Origin of the sequence: Bacillus oleivorans, from assembly GCF_900207585.1 — a bacterium.
In the GTDB taxonomy this organism is placed as follows: domain Bacteria; phylum Bacillota; class Bacilli; order Bacillales; family JC228; genus Bacillus_BF; species Bacillus_BF oleivorans.
Genome location: NZ_OAOP01000013.1, coordinates 58,807 through 72,819 on the forward strand (window position 1 = coordinate 58,807; position 14,013 = coordinate 72,819).

A 14,013-nucleotide genomic window follows, 5' to 3' on the forward strand; every position below is an offset into this window, starting at 1 on the left:
TTTATCATGGCTGTTTTATTGTGTATGGTTATTTATTTGTTATCGGAAATTTCGATCCCTACCTTCCCAGGCACCAACACCCCTTTAACCTCATACCCACCTTCAATCTGAATCGTAACAGTCGCTTTCATGCCAGCTACCATCGGATCGTCTTTATCAATGATAACCGAAAAAGCTTTAACTTCATCGGAATCATCAACAACCCCAACCCCAGTAAGACTAGCCCAATCGTCGTTTAATGTCTGGACCTGTCCAAGCTGAACATTTTCGATTTTAATTCCGTTGGCTGGGTCTTCAAAAGAGAAGGTACCCGTTGCATCCCCATAGGCTTCTTGATTGATTGATAATTCGATGGATGGCTTTTTGCCGTTTCTTGGTCCATCGATTGCTAAGAGCTTTCCTTTGACTTCAAGTTTTGTATCTTTGCTGAAGGATTCTGGGCGGCTTGGCATGTTGGCTGTGCGTTTGAGGAATTTACCTGCATGTACGCCGGTTACTTCACCGTCTTCTAGTGCTAATTGACCGTTTACATACACGTACTTCATCCCTTGTGAGTATTGCTTTGGTACGTCGAAGGTTGCGAGGTCTGAAACTGTGTTTGGATCAAATACGGTGATGTCGGCAACCATTCCTTCTTTTAATAGGCCTCGGTCTGTCATACCAATCATGGTGGCTGGAAGTCCGGTCATTTTGTATACGGCTTCTTCTAGAGTGATATAGCCTTCTTCACGAACATATTTTCCGAGTACTCTTGGCTGTGTGCCGTATCGTCTTGGGTGGATGCTGGCTGATTCTGATACGCCGCCATCCGATGCAACGGCAACGTTTGGATGTTGGAGAATTCGCTTGAAATCTTCTTCTTTCCCAAAATAGTAGATCGTGCGGATGTCGCCTTCTGTTTCTAAGATTCTGATGACTGCTTCGCCCGGACGAACGCCTTGGCTGTCAGCGAATTGTTGCAGGTTTTGCCGCTTCTCTGGGAAGTAGACATCTGCTGCACTTTCGCCTCTGTCTAAAATCAATTCTTCGATTTCATCGGTGATTTGTGCACGCAGCTCAGGGTCTTTGAAGCGATCGAGCATGGCTTGTCTGCCGCCATCTTCAGCCCAGTTTGGCACGATTGCATTAATTCCAGTCTGACTGGCTAAGTAAGGGTAGACATCGGCAGCGGTATAAGTGCCTCGCTCAATTGCTGCATCAATAAGACCGATTGTTTCTGCCGATCTGCCCCAATTGTCAGGTCCCATGACCTTCATATGGGTAATGACTGGAACAAGACCTGCTTTTTCGCCGATTTCAATAATTTCTGCGGTCGCCTCAACAACCAGGTTATTTTCATTACGAATGTGGCTCGGGAAGTTGGTTCTCCATTTTTCAGCAGCCTTTACGACTTCAATAATTTCTTCAGTCTGGGCGAATGCCCCAGGTGTGTAGGTTAAGCCGGAGGAGATTCCCCAAGCTCCGTCTGCCAGGCCTTTTTCAATTAGAGCCTGCATTTCCTTGTATTCGGCTTCGGTAGGGCGGCGGTCACTTTCCCCGACGACTTCTTCCCACACCGCATTGAAACCAAGGTAAGCTCCCACATTAATCGCTAAACCTTTTTCTTCGAGTTCAAATTTTTCTGTAATATCGGCACTGCCAAAGCCGTCTGGGTTTAGAATCTCAGTTGTGACACCTTGTGTTAAAGAGCTTTTTGCAAATGGAAGAAACTCCTCATCGGCATGGCTGTGGACATCTATGAAACCAGGTGCAACGACAAGGCCTTTGACATCAACCTCTTCAGCCCCGTGTTCCTTTGATAGATCGCCAATCTTATAGATGTAGCCATTTTTCAAACCAACATCTGCTTGATAGGAAGGACTGCCTGTCCCATCCATAATGGTTCCGTTCTTCAGGATGATATCATAGACCGTTTCATCTGCATTAGCCGTTGAACCTTTCATAGTAAATGGCAAAATACTGCCCATCACTAGCAACGCAATCATCCATAGAGTCAATGCATTCTTTTTTCTCAACCAATACCCCTCCTTAAAATAGTAATTTACGAGAAACCGTTTTCATCTTAACTATATTTCATAATTTTCCGAATTTATATAGTATAATAGATTGAATCCTACGATGGGATTTTTATCCTTTAAAGCATTCCAAAGTCATAAGAAATGATTCACTTTCCTTATGAATTATGAGAAATGGACTAATTAGAAATATAGGGGAGAGGTTTTAGATGAGTACATTACTAAACGTCTGCGGAACTTTTGTAATCGTTATTGGATTTATCAGCGGCATTTTGTCTGGTTCATTTTTAGGTTTTATTTTTGGGGTAATTGGCAGTGTTGTTTCTTCCATTCTATTTTTTGCATTAGCAAAAATAAGTGATGTGCAGGAAACGATTTTATATCGACTTCAGGCAAATGATCATTCTAGAGATAATTTATATTATAAAGAAGCAAATAAGGTCTGTGTTAGTTGTGATTATCGATACAATAGTACGCTGAGTTCCTGTCCGAATTGCGGGTATAGAAGATAAAAAGAAATTTGATAGAGTGGGGGATAAATGAATGTCTGAAACTAAACGAGAAAAATTCACTGAACTGAGGATGAGAAAGGCAATTATAATGCAAGTTCTTCATTAACGTTTGACCAATTTAAGACGGATCAAGTAGTTCAACTGTATTACATAGATGAAAATGGTGAAAGATTATACGGCTTTGGTGTGTATGATCGGTCAAATGCACCATTACCACAACCGATTCAAAAGTATAATCAAATTATGAACTCCGACTTAAATGAAGAAAGTAAAAATAAAGAGCTGAACAAGGTATGGGAAGGGCATGCCCCTCGTGCTTTTATGGGGAAAAGTAAAAATGGGGACGTATCTGTAAAGTTCTCGGCAGCCAATTTATTGTAATCCCAGATATGAACTGTATTATCCAATTATTTAATTGACAAGGAATATTTACATTTTTTGTTTTTTCACACATAATCAATATAGTATATCTGGACAGGAGGAACCATCTATGACTCAGAATAATCAACCTGAAGCGCAAAAAAAGAAAACCAGTTTAAAAGAGGCAATGAGGCAACAACTTGAAAATAAAAAGAATCAGGCTATCGCAGGTAAAGGTAAAGCAAATGGTGACCTTTCAACAAAGAAATTGAAGAGCCAACAATCGAAAAAACCGAGCAATACTCGCAGAAAAATGGGTGTATAATGAGCGGTCAAAATCGGAATGATGTTTTACCAGGCATGACGGTTGATATCGTTTTAAAAAAGGATCAAAAAACGGGTCATCTTACGAGGGGGATTGTGAAAGATATTCTCACCAAATCAGGCACTCATCCCCACGGTATTAAAGTCAGGCTGACAGATGGGCAGATTGGACGCGTTAAGGAAATTCACTCATAATAATTGAAGTAATAAAGCATTCTAGGAAACTTTCCTTGAATGCTTTATTTGTTCTCTCATAATTAACACAAGATACCCTTTTTTATTAGCCAACAAAAATAAAATCATTCAATATCTTGCCCCGCGCAATCTATAAAGGACAATCAGTAAAATAAACCAAACAGGGGTAATAAACAGGGCGACACGTGTATCTTCTGCTAGAGCAAGGACGACAAGGATAAATGCTAGGAAAGCAAGGGTTAGGTAGTTTGACAATGGGAAAAAAGGCATTTTGAATTTATTTACTTTTGCTAGTTCTGGCTTGGTTTTGCGGTATTTTAGGTGGCTGATGACTAAAATTCCCCAAATCCAAATGAAGCAAACGGTAGCTACACTTGAAACCAGTGTGAATACTCCTTCTGGCATGACATAGTTCAATACGACGGCAATTAGAATAACGACTGTTGAAAGGAATAATGCATTGGATGGGACTTTACGGTTATTCAGTTTTGAAAATCGTTCGGGTGCATTTTTTTCTTTGGAAAGTGAGTACATCATCCTGCTTGTACTAAAAATCGCGCTGTTTCCTGCCGAAGCCGCGGATGTTAAAACGACAAAATTTATAATACCAGCTGCAGCAGTAATCCCAACAGCCACGAAGACTTGGACGAATGGGCTTTCCAGTGGATCGACGGCAGTCCACGGATATATACTCATAATAACAACCAAGGCACCGACGTAGAAAATTAAAATCCGAATCGGGATATTATTGATTGCTTTTGGCATCACATATTCTGGATTTTCCGTTTCCCCAGCTGTTAGCCCTACAAGTTCAACACCAGCAAACGCAAACACCACCATTTGAAAGGAAAGGATAAACCCAGTCATTCCATTTGGGAACAATCCGCCATGTGTCCATAGGTTGGTGAAACTGGATGGTCCCGCATCGGTTGAGAAGCCTCTCAGAATCATGAAGACTCCAATGACAATTAAACCCAGGATTGCGATGACCTTAATAAGGGCGAACCAAAATTCCATTTCGCCAAAAAGCTTTACGGTAGTCAGGTTCATAATCAGTAAAATGACAAGTGCAATTAATCCTGGAATCCATTGAGGTACATCAGGAAGCCAATATTGAGTATAAAGTCCAACAGCTGTTAAGTCAGCCATTGCGATGGTAATCCAGCTAAACCAATAGGTCCAGCCCGTGATAAAAGCAGGCAAATTACCTAAATAGTCCTGAACAATGTCAATAAAGGAATTGTACTCTAAATTAGTTAAGAGTAATTCTCCAAGTGAGCGCATAATCAAAAAGGCAAAAATCCCAGTGATTATGTAGGCAAATAGAATGGAGGGTCCCGCTAAATGAATCGATTTCCCTGCCCCAAGAAATAAACCAGTCCCAATCGCACCGCCAATCGCGATTAGCTGTACATGCCTATTTTTCAAACCCCTCGCAAGTTTTTCTTCATGCATCTGCATTCCTCCAAAGAAACATAGGGACGGTTCTGCTGTTTCAAAATCCCTCAATTCAATCGATTATTGATCTGACTAGTGTAGCAACCCGTCTATATTAAGCTTTGCTTCGACTCTATTTAGATTTGATGACTTTCTCGTTCTTGAATAAGTTGCGGATTAAGGGAATAAAGATAGTCTGTCTCTGAAATTTTAGGACATGTCCTTCTATTTCTAACTAACTCAACTAGTGGTTATTAGTCAATTTTTCCACTTCCTGAACACATGTTAGGTTTTACAGACAACTGCCTAATTATTCAGGTTTTTAAGGGCACTTTTTCTGTGAAAATGGGTCAGGTATCGGATCAAATGGTTATGAAAAATTTAAGAACTTTAACGTTGCAGGGAGAGACTTGCGAAATATGGTTTGAAAATGGAGAAGGATTAGTTTCACCCCTAAAATTCCTCCAGCAAACCAACTAATATGGAAGCTCTTCGACGCTGATGCAGAAGTGGTTATGGAAAAATTTTACCAAAAATAGTATGCTTTCCATTGCCATTTTATTCCTGATATTTTTTTAAAATTGTCTTGAAAATTTTCTGAATAGTATTTATAATCAAAAACAAATCAATGGAAACGTTTCCAAATGGAAACGATTCCAAAAAATGGAGGTCATATGAATGAGATTTCGAAGGATGTTTGTAATCACTATTTCAATCTGTTTTTTGCTCACACTTAGTGCATGCGGAAATAGTGAAAGCAGTAACAGCCAATACTCGGTCGATGAAATCATTATTACACATGTAGCACCTGAAAGCACAGCTAAGCATCAAGGTGCACTTGCGATGAAAACAAAGATTGAAGAAGCTTCAGGTGGTGCAATCGAAGTAAAACTCTATTCAAACGGATCCCTTTATAATGATAAAAATGAATTTGAAAATCTCCTTTCCAATAACGTTCAGTTTATAATGCCCGACATGTCAAAATTAGTAAAATACGAACCAGCTTTTGATATGGCCTCCTTGCCTTTAGCATTTAGTTCGGATCAAGCGGCAGCAGCCTTCTGGGATGGTGAACATGGACAAAAAATAATGGGAAAAATTGAAAAAGAGGGTGTTAAAGCCCTTGCCATGTGGCCAAATGGATTTCGAGTATTAACCAATAATGTACGTCCTGTTAAAACACCTGAAGATTTTAAAGGCTTAAAAATAAGAACATCAAGTGGGCAAGTACTAGCAGATGTATTTGAGTTGTTAGATGCTGGTACGGTATCACTTCCATTCGGCGAAGTTTATACAGCGTTACAACAAGGAACTGTAGATGGTCAAGAAAATACATTAAGCAGTGTTGCTTCAGCTAAATTTGATGAGGTTCAGAAGTATCTTACAATTAATGAATTTAGCAGGGTAGATTATGTTTTGCTTACCAATACTGAATTTTGGGATAGCTTGGATGAAAAAACAAGAAAAGTCATTCAAGAAGGAATTGATGCCGGGACCAAAACAGCGAGAGAAGAAGTTGCAAGACTAAATGAAGAAGGGCTAGAAAAAATGAAAGAAAGAGGCATAATAGAGATTTATGAATTATCAGATTCGGAAAAAGAGCAATTTAGAGAGTTATTTCAACCCATCTATGATAAATATACACCTATATTCGGTGAAGACGTCATTGAGGATGCTTTGAGTCGTTAATCTGGGAGGAGTATTGAATGGAAAGGATAACTAAGTTAGAAACTTTGCTTATGGTTCCTTTATTTCTAATTGGAATGTGCGTCTGTATATTTGGTGTATTTATGAGATATATTCTTAATAATCCAGTACATTGGATCGAAGAGATATTTGCTCTTACAATCGTTTGGTCTATTTTCATTGGATTTAGCACTGCATTAAAAAATAATAATCACATTGCACTAGATCTCTTATATGCGTTCCTTCCTAAAAGGGTGCAACGGTTTTTAGATCTGGTTGGATATACCATTGGTATGATGTTCTCAATATTTTTTATCTATTATGGATTTCAGATGGTCTTTGAAGCATATAGAGTTGGAGGGGTTTCATTAGAAGCTAAAATCCCTCTTTGGATTGAATCCATGATTATGCCAATTGGGGGACTCCTTTTATTTCTAGCATATCTTGAAAAGCTCATAAATTATTTTTCAATCAAAAATAAGAAAATAGAAGAGGAGAAGAATCATGGAATTTTTACAGGATAATGCAACGATAGTTCTATTTGGTTCATTCATCATTCTTCTTCTAATTCGTGTACCTATTGGCATTAGTCTTGGTGTATCGAGTATCTTAGGTTTATTTCTGATTAACTATAACTTGCAAACGATCCCTTATAATATGTTTTCAGCTATTAACAGTGTTACCCTTATGGCAATTCCTGGTTTTATATTTGCTGGCCTATTGATGGCTAAAGGAGGAATCTCCTTTCATCTTATTGAAGCTCTCAAGTCATGGGTCGGTCATTTAAGAGGCGGGATGGCTATCGTATCTATTCTCGCTTGTATGATATTTGCCGCAATATCAGGATCAAGCCCTGCAACTGCGGCAGCTATAGGTTCTATTATGATTCCGGCGATGATAAAGACAGGGTATACCAAACAATATGCGATGGGTCTGGTAGCAGCTGCAGGAACGTTAGGAATCTTAATTCCGCCATCGATTGCCCTTATTCTTTATGGATCTATAGCAGAAGAATCAATAAGTGATTTATTTATCGCTGGTATTATCCCCGGCATTATGTTGGGGATTATGTTAATAATATTTGCAATCGTATATGCCAAGGTAAAAAACCTCGGAGGACTAGAAAAAGCTAGCTGGGAAGATAGATTAAAAAAGACAGGGAAAGCATCGTGGGGCTTTTTGTTACCCATCATTATTCTAGGCGGAATATACTCAGGTGCAGTTACTCCTACTGAGGCATCTATTGTGGCCGTATTTTATTCTATAATCATATCTTTTTTTGTCTATAAAGATATGACAAAAAAACTTTTCATTGAAATTGTAAAAGAATCAATTAATACTACAGCTATGATTTTTCTAATTATAGCATCGGCATTAATATTTTCGACCTTCCTTGCAATTGAACAAATACCTCAAGCTTTTTCAGAGTGGGTTGCAGCAAATAGTGCCAATAAATGGATATTCTTACTAGGCATTAACCTAATGTTCATCGTGCTGGGAATGTTCTTGGAGGCAGTAGCCATCATTCTAATTACATTACCTATTTTGTTGCCGGTTTTAGTACAATTCGATATTAGCTTAATCCATTTTGCTATTATCATGACGATTAATTTGGAATTGGCAATGATCAGTCCTCCAGTCGGATTAAATCTATTTGTTGTCAGTGGAGTTACGAAGGAGAAAATTGGATCGGTCGTTAAAGGGGTTATACCATTTTTCTTAATTATTGTGTTAGGTTTAATCCTCGTGACGATCATCCCTGAAATCTCATTAATATTAATCAATTAAATAAGAAAAAACAGATTACTAAATTACTTGGAGAACACGTATGAGCAGAAAAATTACGATTAAAGATGTAGCAAAACATGCAGGGGTTGGTATAGGAACCGTTTCACGTGTAATTAACGGTTCTAACAGTGTAAGCCCTAAAATGAAAAAGAAGATTTTCGAGAGTATCGAGGCTTTGGGGTACACTCCAAATTATGTAGCTCAAAGTCTCCGGACACATAAGTATAAAAATATTGCTTTCTTTGCAGACATTTCTAATCCTATTTTCGCGCAAATTGCGAAGGAATCACAAATCGAGCTCGAACAATTCGGATATACTTTATCTTTGTGCAATATTGGTGAAAAAGATATTGCGAACAAAATCTCTTCTTTTTTAGAAGGACGAAGATTCGATGGTATTATCTTATCAATTCCAAAGGAGGATGATGAGGAGTTAAATGAGTCATTATCTAATATAGATATTCCTATCGTTACAATAAATCGAGATTTGCCTAATCTTACAGCAAAAGTTTTAACCGATTATTATAGTTCTGTGAAAGAAGCGATCATTTATTTGCTCAGTCTTGGGCATACAAATATTGCGTTAGTTGGGGGAAATAAAGAAATTAGGCCAACACGAGAAGGAATCAGGGCTTACAAAGATGCTTATCTTATTCATAACCGAGTTCCGAATCAAGCGTTAATTAAAAATGGGAAATTCTCAAGTGAGTCAGGTGAAACCATTTTCATGGATTTATTACCGGATATTCAAAAAGGCTACATCACTGCCATACTCTCTTTAAATAACCAAATGTTTTATGGAATATTACGCGGTATGAGAAAAGCGAAGCTCCAATATCCAAAAGACATTTCGATTATCACATTTGAAGATAGTGAATTAATGCAATTGCTTGATCCCCCTTTAACCGTAATCCATAGACCGATAAAAGACATTGGAAAAAGTATCGTAAAAATTTTAATTAAATCTATCGAAGAACCGGAACAAATTGAAGAAATTGAGTCAGTTGTCATACCTACGGAATTTATTATAAGAGATTCTTGCAGACCCATCTAATTTTATAGAATTACCTGAAATGAATAATAGGAGGAAGATGAAATGCTGAAAACAAAAGCGGATGATACAAAGTTGAATCATAATCATTCAAAAATTGCAAAGGTAGAGGCAATACCTATTAAACTGCCTTTGAAACAAGCATTTAAAGGTAGTAATTATTTTATGACACATAGAGTCACAGTTATTACTAGAATTACTACAGAAGATGGTTTAGTTGGTGAAATATATAATGGTGATGAAATGGATGACCTCCATTTAATTGTAAAAATGATTGAAGATGAAATGGCACCTCTTATCATAGGTGAAAACATATTTGAAGTAAAATACATTTGGCAGAAGCTTTACCCACTTACCTTTAATATTCTTGCAGATCGAAAAATCTCATTAAATGCTCTCTCATGTGTAGATAGTGCAATTCATGATGCAATAGGTAAAAGTCTAGGAATACCTCTTGTAAAATTATGGGGAGGATCGAAAACAGAGCTCCCTGTTATGTTAATAGGTGGTTATTATACTGAAGGAAAAAACGTTGATAAAGAAAAGATAATAAACGATATAGAGTCTTACCAAGAAATGGGTGTGGCAGCTTGTAAATTTAAGGTAGGAGGAAGAAGTCCAGAAGTTGATATAGAAAGAGTACGGATTGCTCGTGAAGTTGCAGGTAATAATTTTATACTTGCGGTTGATGCCAACCAAGGATGGGATAGAAATGATGCATTGAAATTCGCAAAGGGTGTAAAGGATTTAAATATTAGATGGTTGGAGGAGCCATGTCGCTGGAGCTACGATAAGGACTCTATGAAAGATATTCGTTTAATGTCAGGTATCCCTGTTGCAGCTGGCCAAAGTGAAGATTCACCTGCTGCTTGTATTGAATTAATGAAAAATGGATCAATAGATGTTTGTAATTTCGACGCTAGTTGGAGCGGTGGTCCAACTGCTTGGAGACAGGTTGCTGGCGCTGCAGAAGCTCTGGGATTTGAAATGGCACATCATGAAGAACCACAAATCTCCCCACACTTACTAGGTTCAACACTTACAGGTACGTTTTTGGAAGTATTCCATCCAGATCGGGATCCTTTATTCTATGAGATTATTGAAAACAGAAACGAATTTAAAAATGGATATTATAAAATCCCAGATGGACCAGGTTTTGGTATTAAACTTGATAGCAAAGTAATCGATAAATATAGATTAGATAAATAATAAAAAGGCGATTTTTGCCTTTTTATTATTTATTATTGAAAAAATTATTTTTGCAATTAAGGGTAAAGCTGAAATATGAATTTAAGTATTACATAATTGATTAAATATTAAAAGGATGATATTTTATGAAAATAACAGATATAAAGATTATTCCTGTAAATCGTTTTCTTTTTGTAGAGGTTTATACAGATGAAGGCATTAAAGGGTTAGGTGAATCTGGGAGTTGGGGATTTTTAGATGCCTCTGCCGAAGTAGTTAAAACTTTTAAAACATACCTCATTGGTCAAGATCCGTTAAAAATCGAACATCATTGGCAATATATGTATCGGTGTTTTCATTTTCGGGGGGCAGCTATCATGGGGGCGTTAAGTGCAATAGATATAGCACTTTGGGATATTGCAGGAAAGTACTTCAACACCCCAACCTACCAGTTGCTAGGGGGGAAAACTCGTAATAAAGCTAGAGTTTATTATCATGTTGGTGGAAGTACAACAGAGGAAATCGTTGATAATTTAAAAGAAGCTAAAAGAAAGGGGTTTACAGCAGTCGGGCATTTAACTCCGTTCTTAGATGAAGATAGAAGTGTCCCTTATTATGAAACTCATGCTCAAAAGATTGGAAATGCAATAGACAGAGTTAGGCAATATAGAGAAGCAGTAGGAGATGAAGTCGATCTTTGTATTGAGATTCATAGAAGATTAAAACCAGCAGAGGCAATAGCATTCGCAAGAGGAATAGAAAAATATCATCCATTCTTTATAGAAGATCCTATAACACCAGATAACTTTGATTCGATGGTTAACATAGCGAAAAATATTAATATACCACTTGCTACAGGGGAAAGATTTCACACCCCTCAAGAGTTTTCAAACCTTTTACGCAGGGATGCGGTTCATTATGTAAGACCAGATGTTTGTATGTGTGGTGGAATAACTGGCGCTAAAAAAATAGCAGCGTTGGCAGAAGCTCATGACGCAATGGTAGTCCCTCATAATCCACTCAGTCCAGTAAGCACTGCGGCTTGTATACAGATTGCAGCAAGCATTCCAAACTTTGCCCTTCAGGAGTTTCCTGGTGATGATAGAGCCTCTGCAACAGAACGTTATATTTCTGGAAAAACCGATGACAAAGATAAATCATTTAGGCAATCTAACGTAGTTAAAAAGGCATTAAGATGTGAGGATGGTTATATAATTATCCCCGATGATCCTGGTATTGGTGTAGAGCTAGCAGATGATGTAGAAAATAGATTTCCTTATTCAAGACGAGTAATACAAACTAGGCTTCATGTGGATGGCTCAGTAGTAGATCAATAAAGCATTTTATTAAATGTTTTATGTCATATAATATGTCATATAATCTGAAAATTTTTACATTCCTCAAACAAAATTTATTAGAGATAAGTAGATGTGAACTTTTTCACGTCTACTTATTTTTATATTATACAGTAGAAGGTCTTTATTTCTATCATTAACTGCTAACTTCAATTAGATGAAAAGTTTTATCTCTTACGTATTTTTTTCGTAAACAAGGTCGTATTCAAACTGTTACTGTACTAAGATCAAAAACAGCTATTTCCAAATTTTTTACTCCTCTGCCCCTTATTCCGACCATAGTAGATAGGTTAAGCCGCAAAAGTAAAAAAATAGCAATTTATAAGAAATCCTATCCTCCTTCCTTCGTTAAAATGGAAATGATAATTCCAAATAGAAGGAGATGAGAAGGGATGAAATCAAATACATTAAAAATGCCTGGAGCGACCATCTACTTCGAAGTTAGGGGATCTGGCCCTCCGCTGTTGCTTATTCCTGGTGGTCCTGCGGATGCCGGTGTCTTCACTGATCTGGCTGAACATCTTGCTAATCATTACATGGTGGTGTCCTACGATCCACGCGGGAACTCCCGCAGTACATTGAACGGTGAACCAGAAGAACAGCAGCTTGACCTTCATGGTGATGATGTCGCTCGTTTGATCGACGCGATCGGCGCAGAACAGGCATATGTGTTTGGGACTAGCGGCGGGGCACAGATAGCGCTGAATTTAGCAGCCAGATACCCTGAACGAGTACTCACACTGGTAGCTCATGAACCGCCATGTCTGCAAATGCTATCCGATCCGAAAAAAGCTTTGGCTGATACTGAAGATCTGTACAATACCTACTGCCGTGAAGGTGCGGGTGCTGCAATGCAGCAATTTTTATCGCTCTCCGGTATGAATGAAGAAATGGAGCAGGGAAGTATGGGTTCACAGCCAACTTCTGAGGAAAGGGAGACATTTGCTCGCATCGGCGGAAATATTGACTATTTCTTTGCTCACGGGATTAAGCCCCTCTCTTTTTACATACCGGACGTTGAAAAGCTGCGTGAAGGCACTGCCCGGATCATCCTTGGTGTAGGTGAAAGCTCTAAAGGAAAACTCGCCTACCGAACCACGGTTGCGCTGGCTGAGAAACTGGGCAGTGAACCTGTAATCTTTCCTGGAAATCACGGAGGATACGGTACTGATCCCAATCGGTTTGCGGACATTCTGCAAAATATCTAGCAAAAGAACGTAATGGAGAAAATATAGAAAGGAGAATTGAATATGACACAGAGCCAAATTAAAATGCCGAGAATTGTTTCAGAAGAAGAATGGAAGAAAGAGCGTGAAAAGTTACTCGTGAAGGAAAAAGAATATACCCGTGCGCTGGATGCATTAGCCGCCGAGCGCCGCAGGCTTCCAATGGTTCCCTTCGAAAAAAACTATGTCTTCGAAGATCCAAACGGTACAGCCAGTCTAATCGATTTATTCGACGGACATCGCCAGCTTATTATTTACCATTTTATGATGCAGCCTGACTCAAGTCCCTGTGTGGGCTGTTCATCCTTTGTAGACAATATTGGGCACCTCGCTCATCTTCATGCACGCAATACTAACTTTGTACTGGTCTCTCCGGCTCCTTTGACACAGATTCAACCTTTCAAGAAACGCATGGGCTGGACTGTCCCTTGGTACTCCTCAAACGGAAATGAATTCAATTTCGATTGCGGAGCAGGTAAGGGATTTGGATTAAGCGTCTTTCTGCGTGATGGGAACCATGTGTTTCGCACTTACTTTACAGCAGCACGAGGCGCAGACCGAATCAGGCTTGACTTCAACTTGCTTGATCTAACACCCCTTGGACGGCAGGAGACCTGGGAAGATTCACCTGAAGGTTGGCCGCAAACTCCGCCATACCAGTGGTGGAGACTTCACGATGAATATGATCGCACTTAAGCGAGTATTATGCCACTGTTACTGATTGAATTTGTGTGAGAAGAAAATAAATATGCATAAGAGGAATCCTGTCCATTGGAGTGGGATTCCTTTTTTATTTATGTGCTTCATTTAAGATTGATTGATGAATGGATTCTTTCCTATAAATAAACTAAAGTTAAAAAATTACAGCAAATGATA

Annotated in this window: 13 protein-coding genes; 11 read left to right on the forward strand and 2 right to left on the reverse strand. The window is 38.5% G+C overall.

Going from position 1 to position 14,013, the window contains the following annotated elements; translation table 11 throughout:
- Window positions 1-32: 32 nt before the first annotated feature.
- The gene (locus CRO56_RS21100) at window positions 33-2,015 is read right to left on the reverse strand and encodes an N-acyl-D-amino-acid deacylase family protein (RefSeq protein ID WP_097160616.1); all 1,983 of its coding nucleotides are present in this window, start codon (window positions 2,013-2,015) and stop codon (window positions 33-35) included.
- 209 nt (window positions 2,016-2,224) lie between these two features.
- On the opposite strand from CRO56_RS21100, the gene CRO56_RS21105 reads away from it, so the two are divergent.
- The 3 genes from CRO56_RS21105 to CRO56_RS21120 all read left to right on the forward strand — a co-directional run bounded on the left by CRO56_RS21105 (window position 2,225) and on the right by CRO56_RS21120 (window position 3,406).
- On the forward strand, window positions 2,225-2,527 hold the full coding sequence (locus CRO56_RS21105) for a TVP38/TMEM64 family protein (protein ID WP_097160617.1): 303 nt from the start codon (window positions 2,225-2,227) through the stop codon (window positions 2,525-2,527).
- A gap of 490 nt (window positions 2,528-3,017) precedes the next feature.
- Window positions 3,018-3,212: a hypothetical protein gene (locus CRO56_RS21115; protein ID WP_097160619.1), complete on the forward strand. Its 195-nt coding sequence runs from the start codon at window positions 3,018-3,020 to the stop codon at window positions 3,210-3,212.
- Window positions 3,212-3,406, forward strand: coding sequence for a YwbE family protein (locus tag CRO56_RS21120; RefSeq protein ID WP_097160620.1), 195 nt, complete (start codon window positions 3,212-3,214; stop codon window positions 3,404-3,406). The genes CRO56_RS21115 and CRO56_RS21120 overlap by 1 nt, the downstream gene beginning before the upstream one ends.
- Before the next feature lie 108 nt (window positions 3,407-3,514).
- Here the strand turns inward: CRO56_RS21120 and CRO56_RS21125 are convergent, their stop codons facing one another.
- Window positions 3,515-4,861, reverse strand: a complete 1,347-nt coding sequence (locus tag CRO56_RS21125) for an amino acid permease (protein ID WP_097160621.1) — start codon at window positions 4,859-4,861, stop codon at window positions 3,515-3,517.
- A 660-nt stretch (window positions 4,862-5,521) separates the two neighbouring features.
- Between CRO56_RS21125 and CRO56_RS21130 the strand changes: the two genes are divergently transcribed.
- The 8 genes from CRO56_RS21130 to CRO56_RS21165 all read left to right on the forward strand — a co-directional run bounded on the left by CRO56_RS21130 (window position 5,522) and on the right by CRO56_RS21165 (window position 13,833).
- Window positions 5,522-6,532, forward strand: coding sequence for a TRAP transporter substrate-binding protein (locus tag CRO56_RS21130; protein WP_097160622.1), 1,011 nt, complete (start codon window positions 5,522-5,524; stop codon window positions 6,530-6,532).
- A gap of 17 nt (window positions 6,533-6,549) precedes the next feature.
- On the forward strand, window positions 6,550-7,053 hold the full coding sequence (locus CRO56_RS21135) for a TRAP transporter small permease (protein WP_097160623.1): 504 nt from the start codon (window positions 6,550-6,552) through the stop codon (window positions 7,051-7,053).
- Window positions 7,034-8,317, forward strand: a complete 1,284-nt coding sequence (locus CRO56_RS21140) for a TRAP transporter large permease (RefSeq protein WP_097160624.1) — start codon at window positions 7,034-7,036, stop codon at window positions 8,315-8,317. Before CRO56_RS21135 ends, CRO56_RS21140 begins: the two co-directional genes overlap by 20 nt.
- Window positions 8,318-8,357: 40 nt before the next feature.
- Entirely contained in the window at window positions 8,358-9,371 is a 1,014-nt protein-coding gene (locus tag CRO56_RS21145) for a LacI family DNA-binding transcriptional regulator (RefSeq protein ID WP_097160625.1), read from the forward strand.
- 42 nt (window positions 9,372-9,413) lie between these two features.
- Window positions 9,414-10,577: a mandelate racemase/muconate lactonizing enzyme family protein gene (locus CRO56_RS21150; RefSeq protein WP_097160626.1), complete on the forward strand. Its 1,164-nt coding sequence runs from the start codon at window positions 9,414-9,416 to the stop codon at window positions 10,575-10,577.
- Between the two features lie 125 nt (window positions 10,578-10,702).
- Entirely contained in the window at window positions 10,703-11,893 is a 1,191-nt protein-coding gene (gene dgoD, locus CRO56_RS21155) for a galactonate dehydratase (protein WP_097160627.1), read from the forward strand.
- A gap of 431 nt (window positions 11,894-12,324) precedes the next feature.
- Entirely contained in the window at window positions 12,325-13,119 is a 795-nt protein-coding gene (locus tag CRO56_RS21160) for an alpha/beta fold hydrolase (RefSeq protein ID WP_245856060.1), read from the forward strand.
- A 42-nt stretch (window positions 13,120-13,161) separates the two neighbouring features.
- Complete coding sequence (locus CRO56_RS21165; protein WP_097160629.1) at window positions 13,162-13,833, forward strand: DUF899 domain-containing protein; 672 nt, start codon at window positions 13,162-13,164, stop codon at window positions 13,831-13,833.
- Window positions 13,834-14,013: the final 180 nt, after the last annotated feature.

Excerpts from the sequence above, each read along its gene's own strand:
- CRO56_RS21105 (WP_097160617.1), top strand. The coding sequence starts at position 2,225 with ATGAGTACATTACTAAACGTCTGCGGAACTTTTGTAATCGTTATTGGA.
- CRO56_RS21115 (WP_097160619.1), top strand. The coding sequence starts at position 3,018 with ATGACTCAGAATAATCAACCTGAAGCGCAAAAAAAGAAAACCAGTTTA.
- CRO56_RS21120 (WP_097160620.1), top strand. The coding sequence starts at position 3,212 with ATGAGCGGTCAAAATCGGAATGATGTTTTACCAGGCATGACGGTTGAT.
- CRO56_RS21125 (WP_097160621.1), bottom strand. The coding sequence starts at position 4,861 with ATGCATGAAGAAAAACTTGCGAGGGGTTTGAAAAATAGGCATGTACAG.
- CRO56_RS21130 (WP_097160622.1), top strand. The coding sequence starts at position 5,522 with ATGAGATTTCGAAGGATGTTTGTAATCACTATTTCAATCTGTTTTTTG.
- CRO56_RS21135 (WP_097160623.1), top strand. The coding sequence starts at position 6,550 with ATGGAAAGGATAACTAAGTTAGAAACTTTGCTTATGGTTCCTTTATTT.
- CRO56_RS21140 (WP_097160624.1), top strand. The coding sequence starts at position 7,034 with ATGGAATTTTTACAGGATAATGCAACGATAGTTCTATTTGGTTCATTC.
- CRO56_RS21145 (WP_097160625.1), top strand. The coding sequence starts at position 8,358 with ATGAGCAGAAAAATTACGATTAAAGATGTAGCAAAACATGCAGGGGTT.
- CRO56_RS21150 (WP_097160626.1), top strand. The coding sequence starts at position 9,414 with ATGCTGAAAACAAAAGCGGATGATACAAAGTTGAATCATAATCATTCA.
- dgoD (WP_097160627.1), top strand. The coding sequence starts at position 10,703 with ATGAAAATAACAGATATAAAGATTATTCCTGTAAATCGTTTTCTTTTT.
- CRO56_RS21160 (WP_245856060.1), top strand. The coding sequence starts at position 12,325 with ATGCCTGGAGCGACCATCTACTTCGAAGTTAGGGGATCTGGCCCTCCG.
- CRO56_RS21165 (WP_097160629.1), top strand. The coding sequence starts at position 13,162 with ATGACACAGAGCCAAATTAAAATGCCGAGAATTGTTTCAGAAGAAGAA.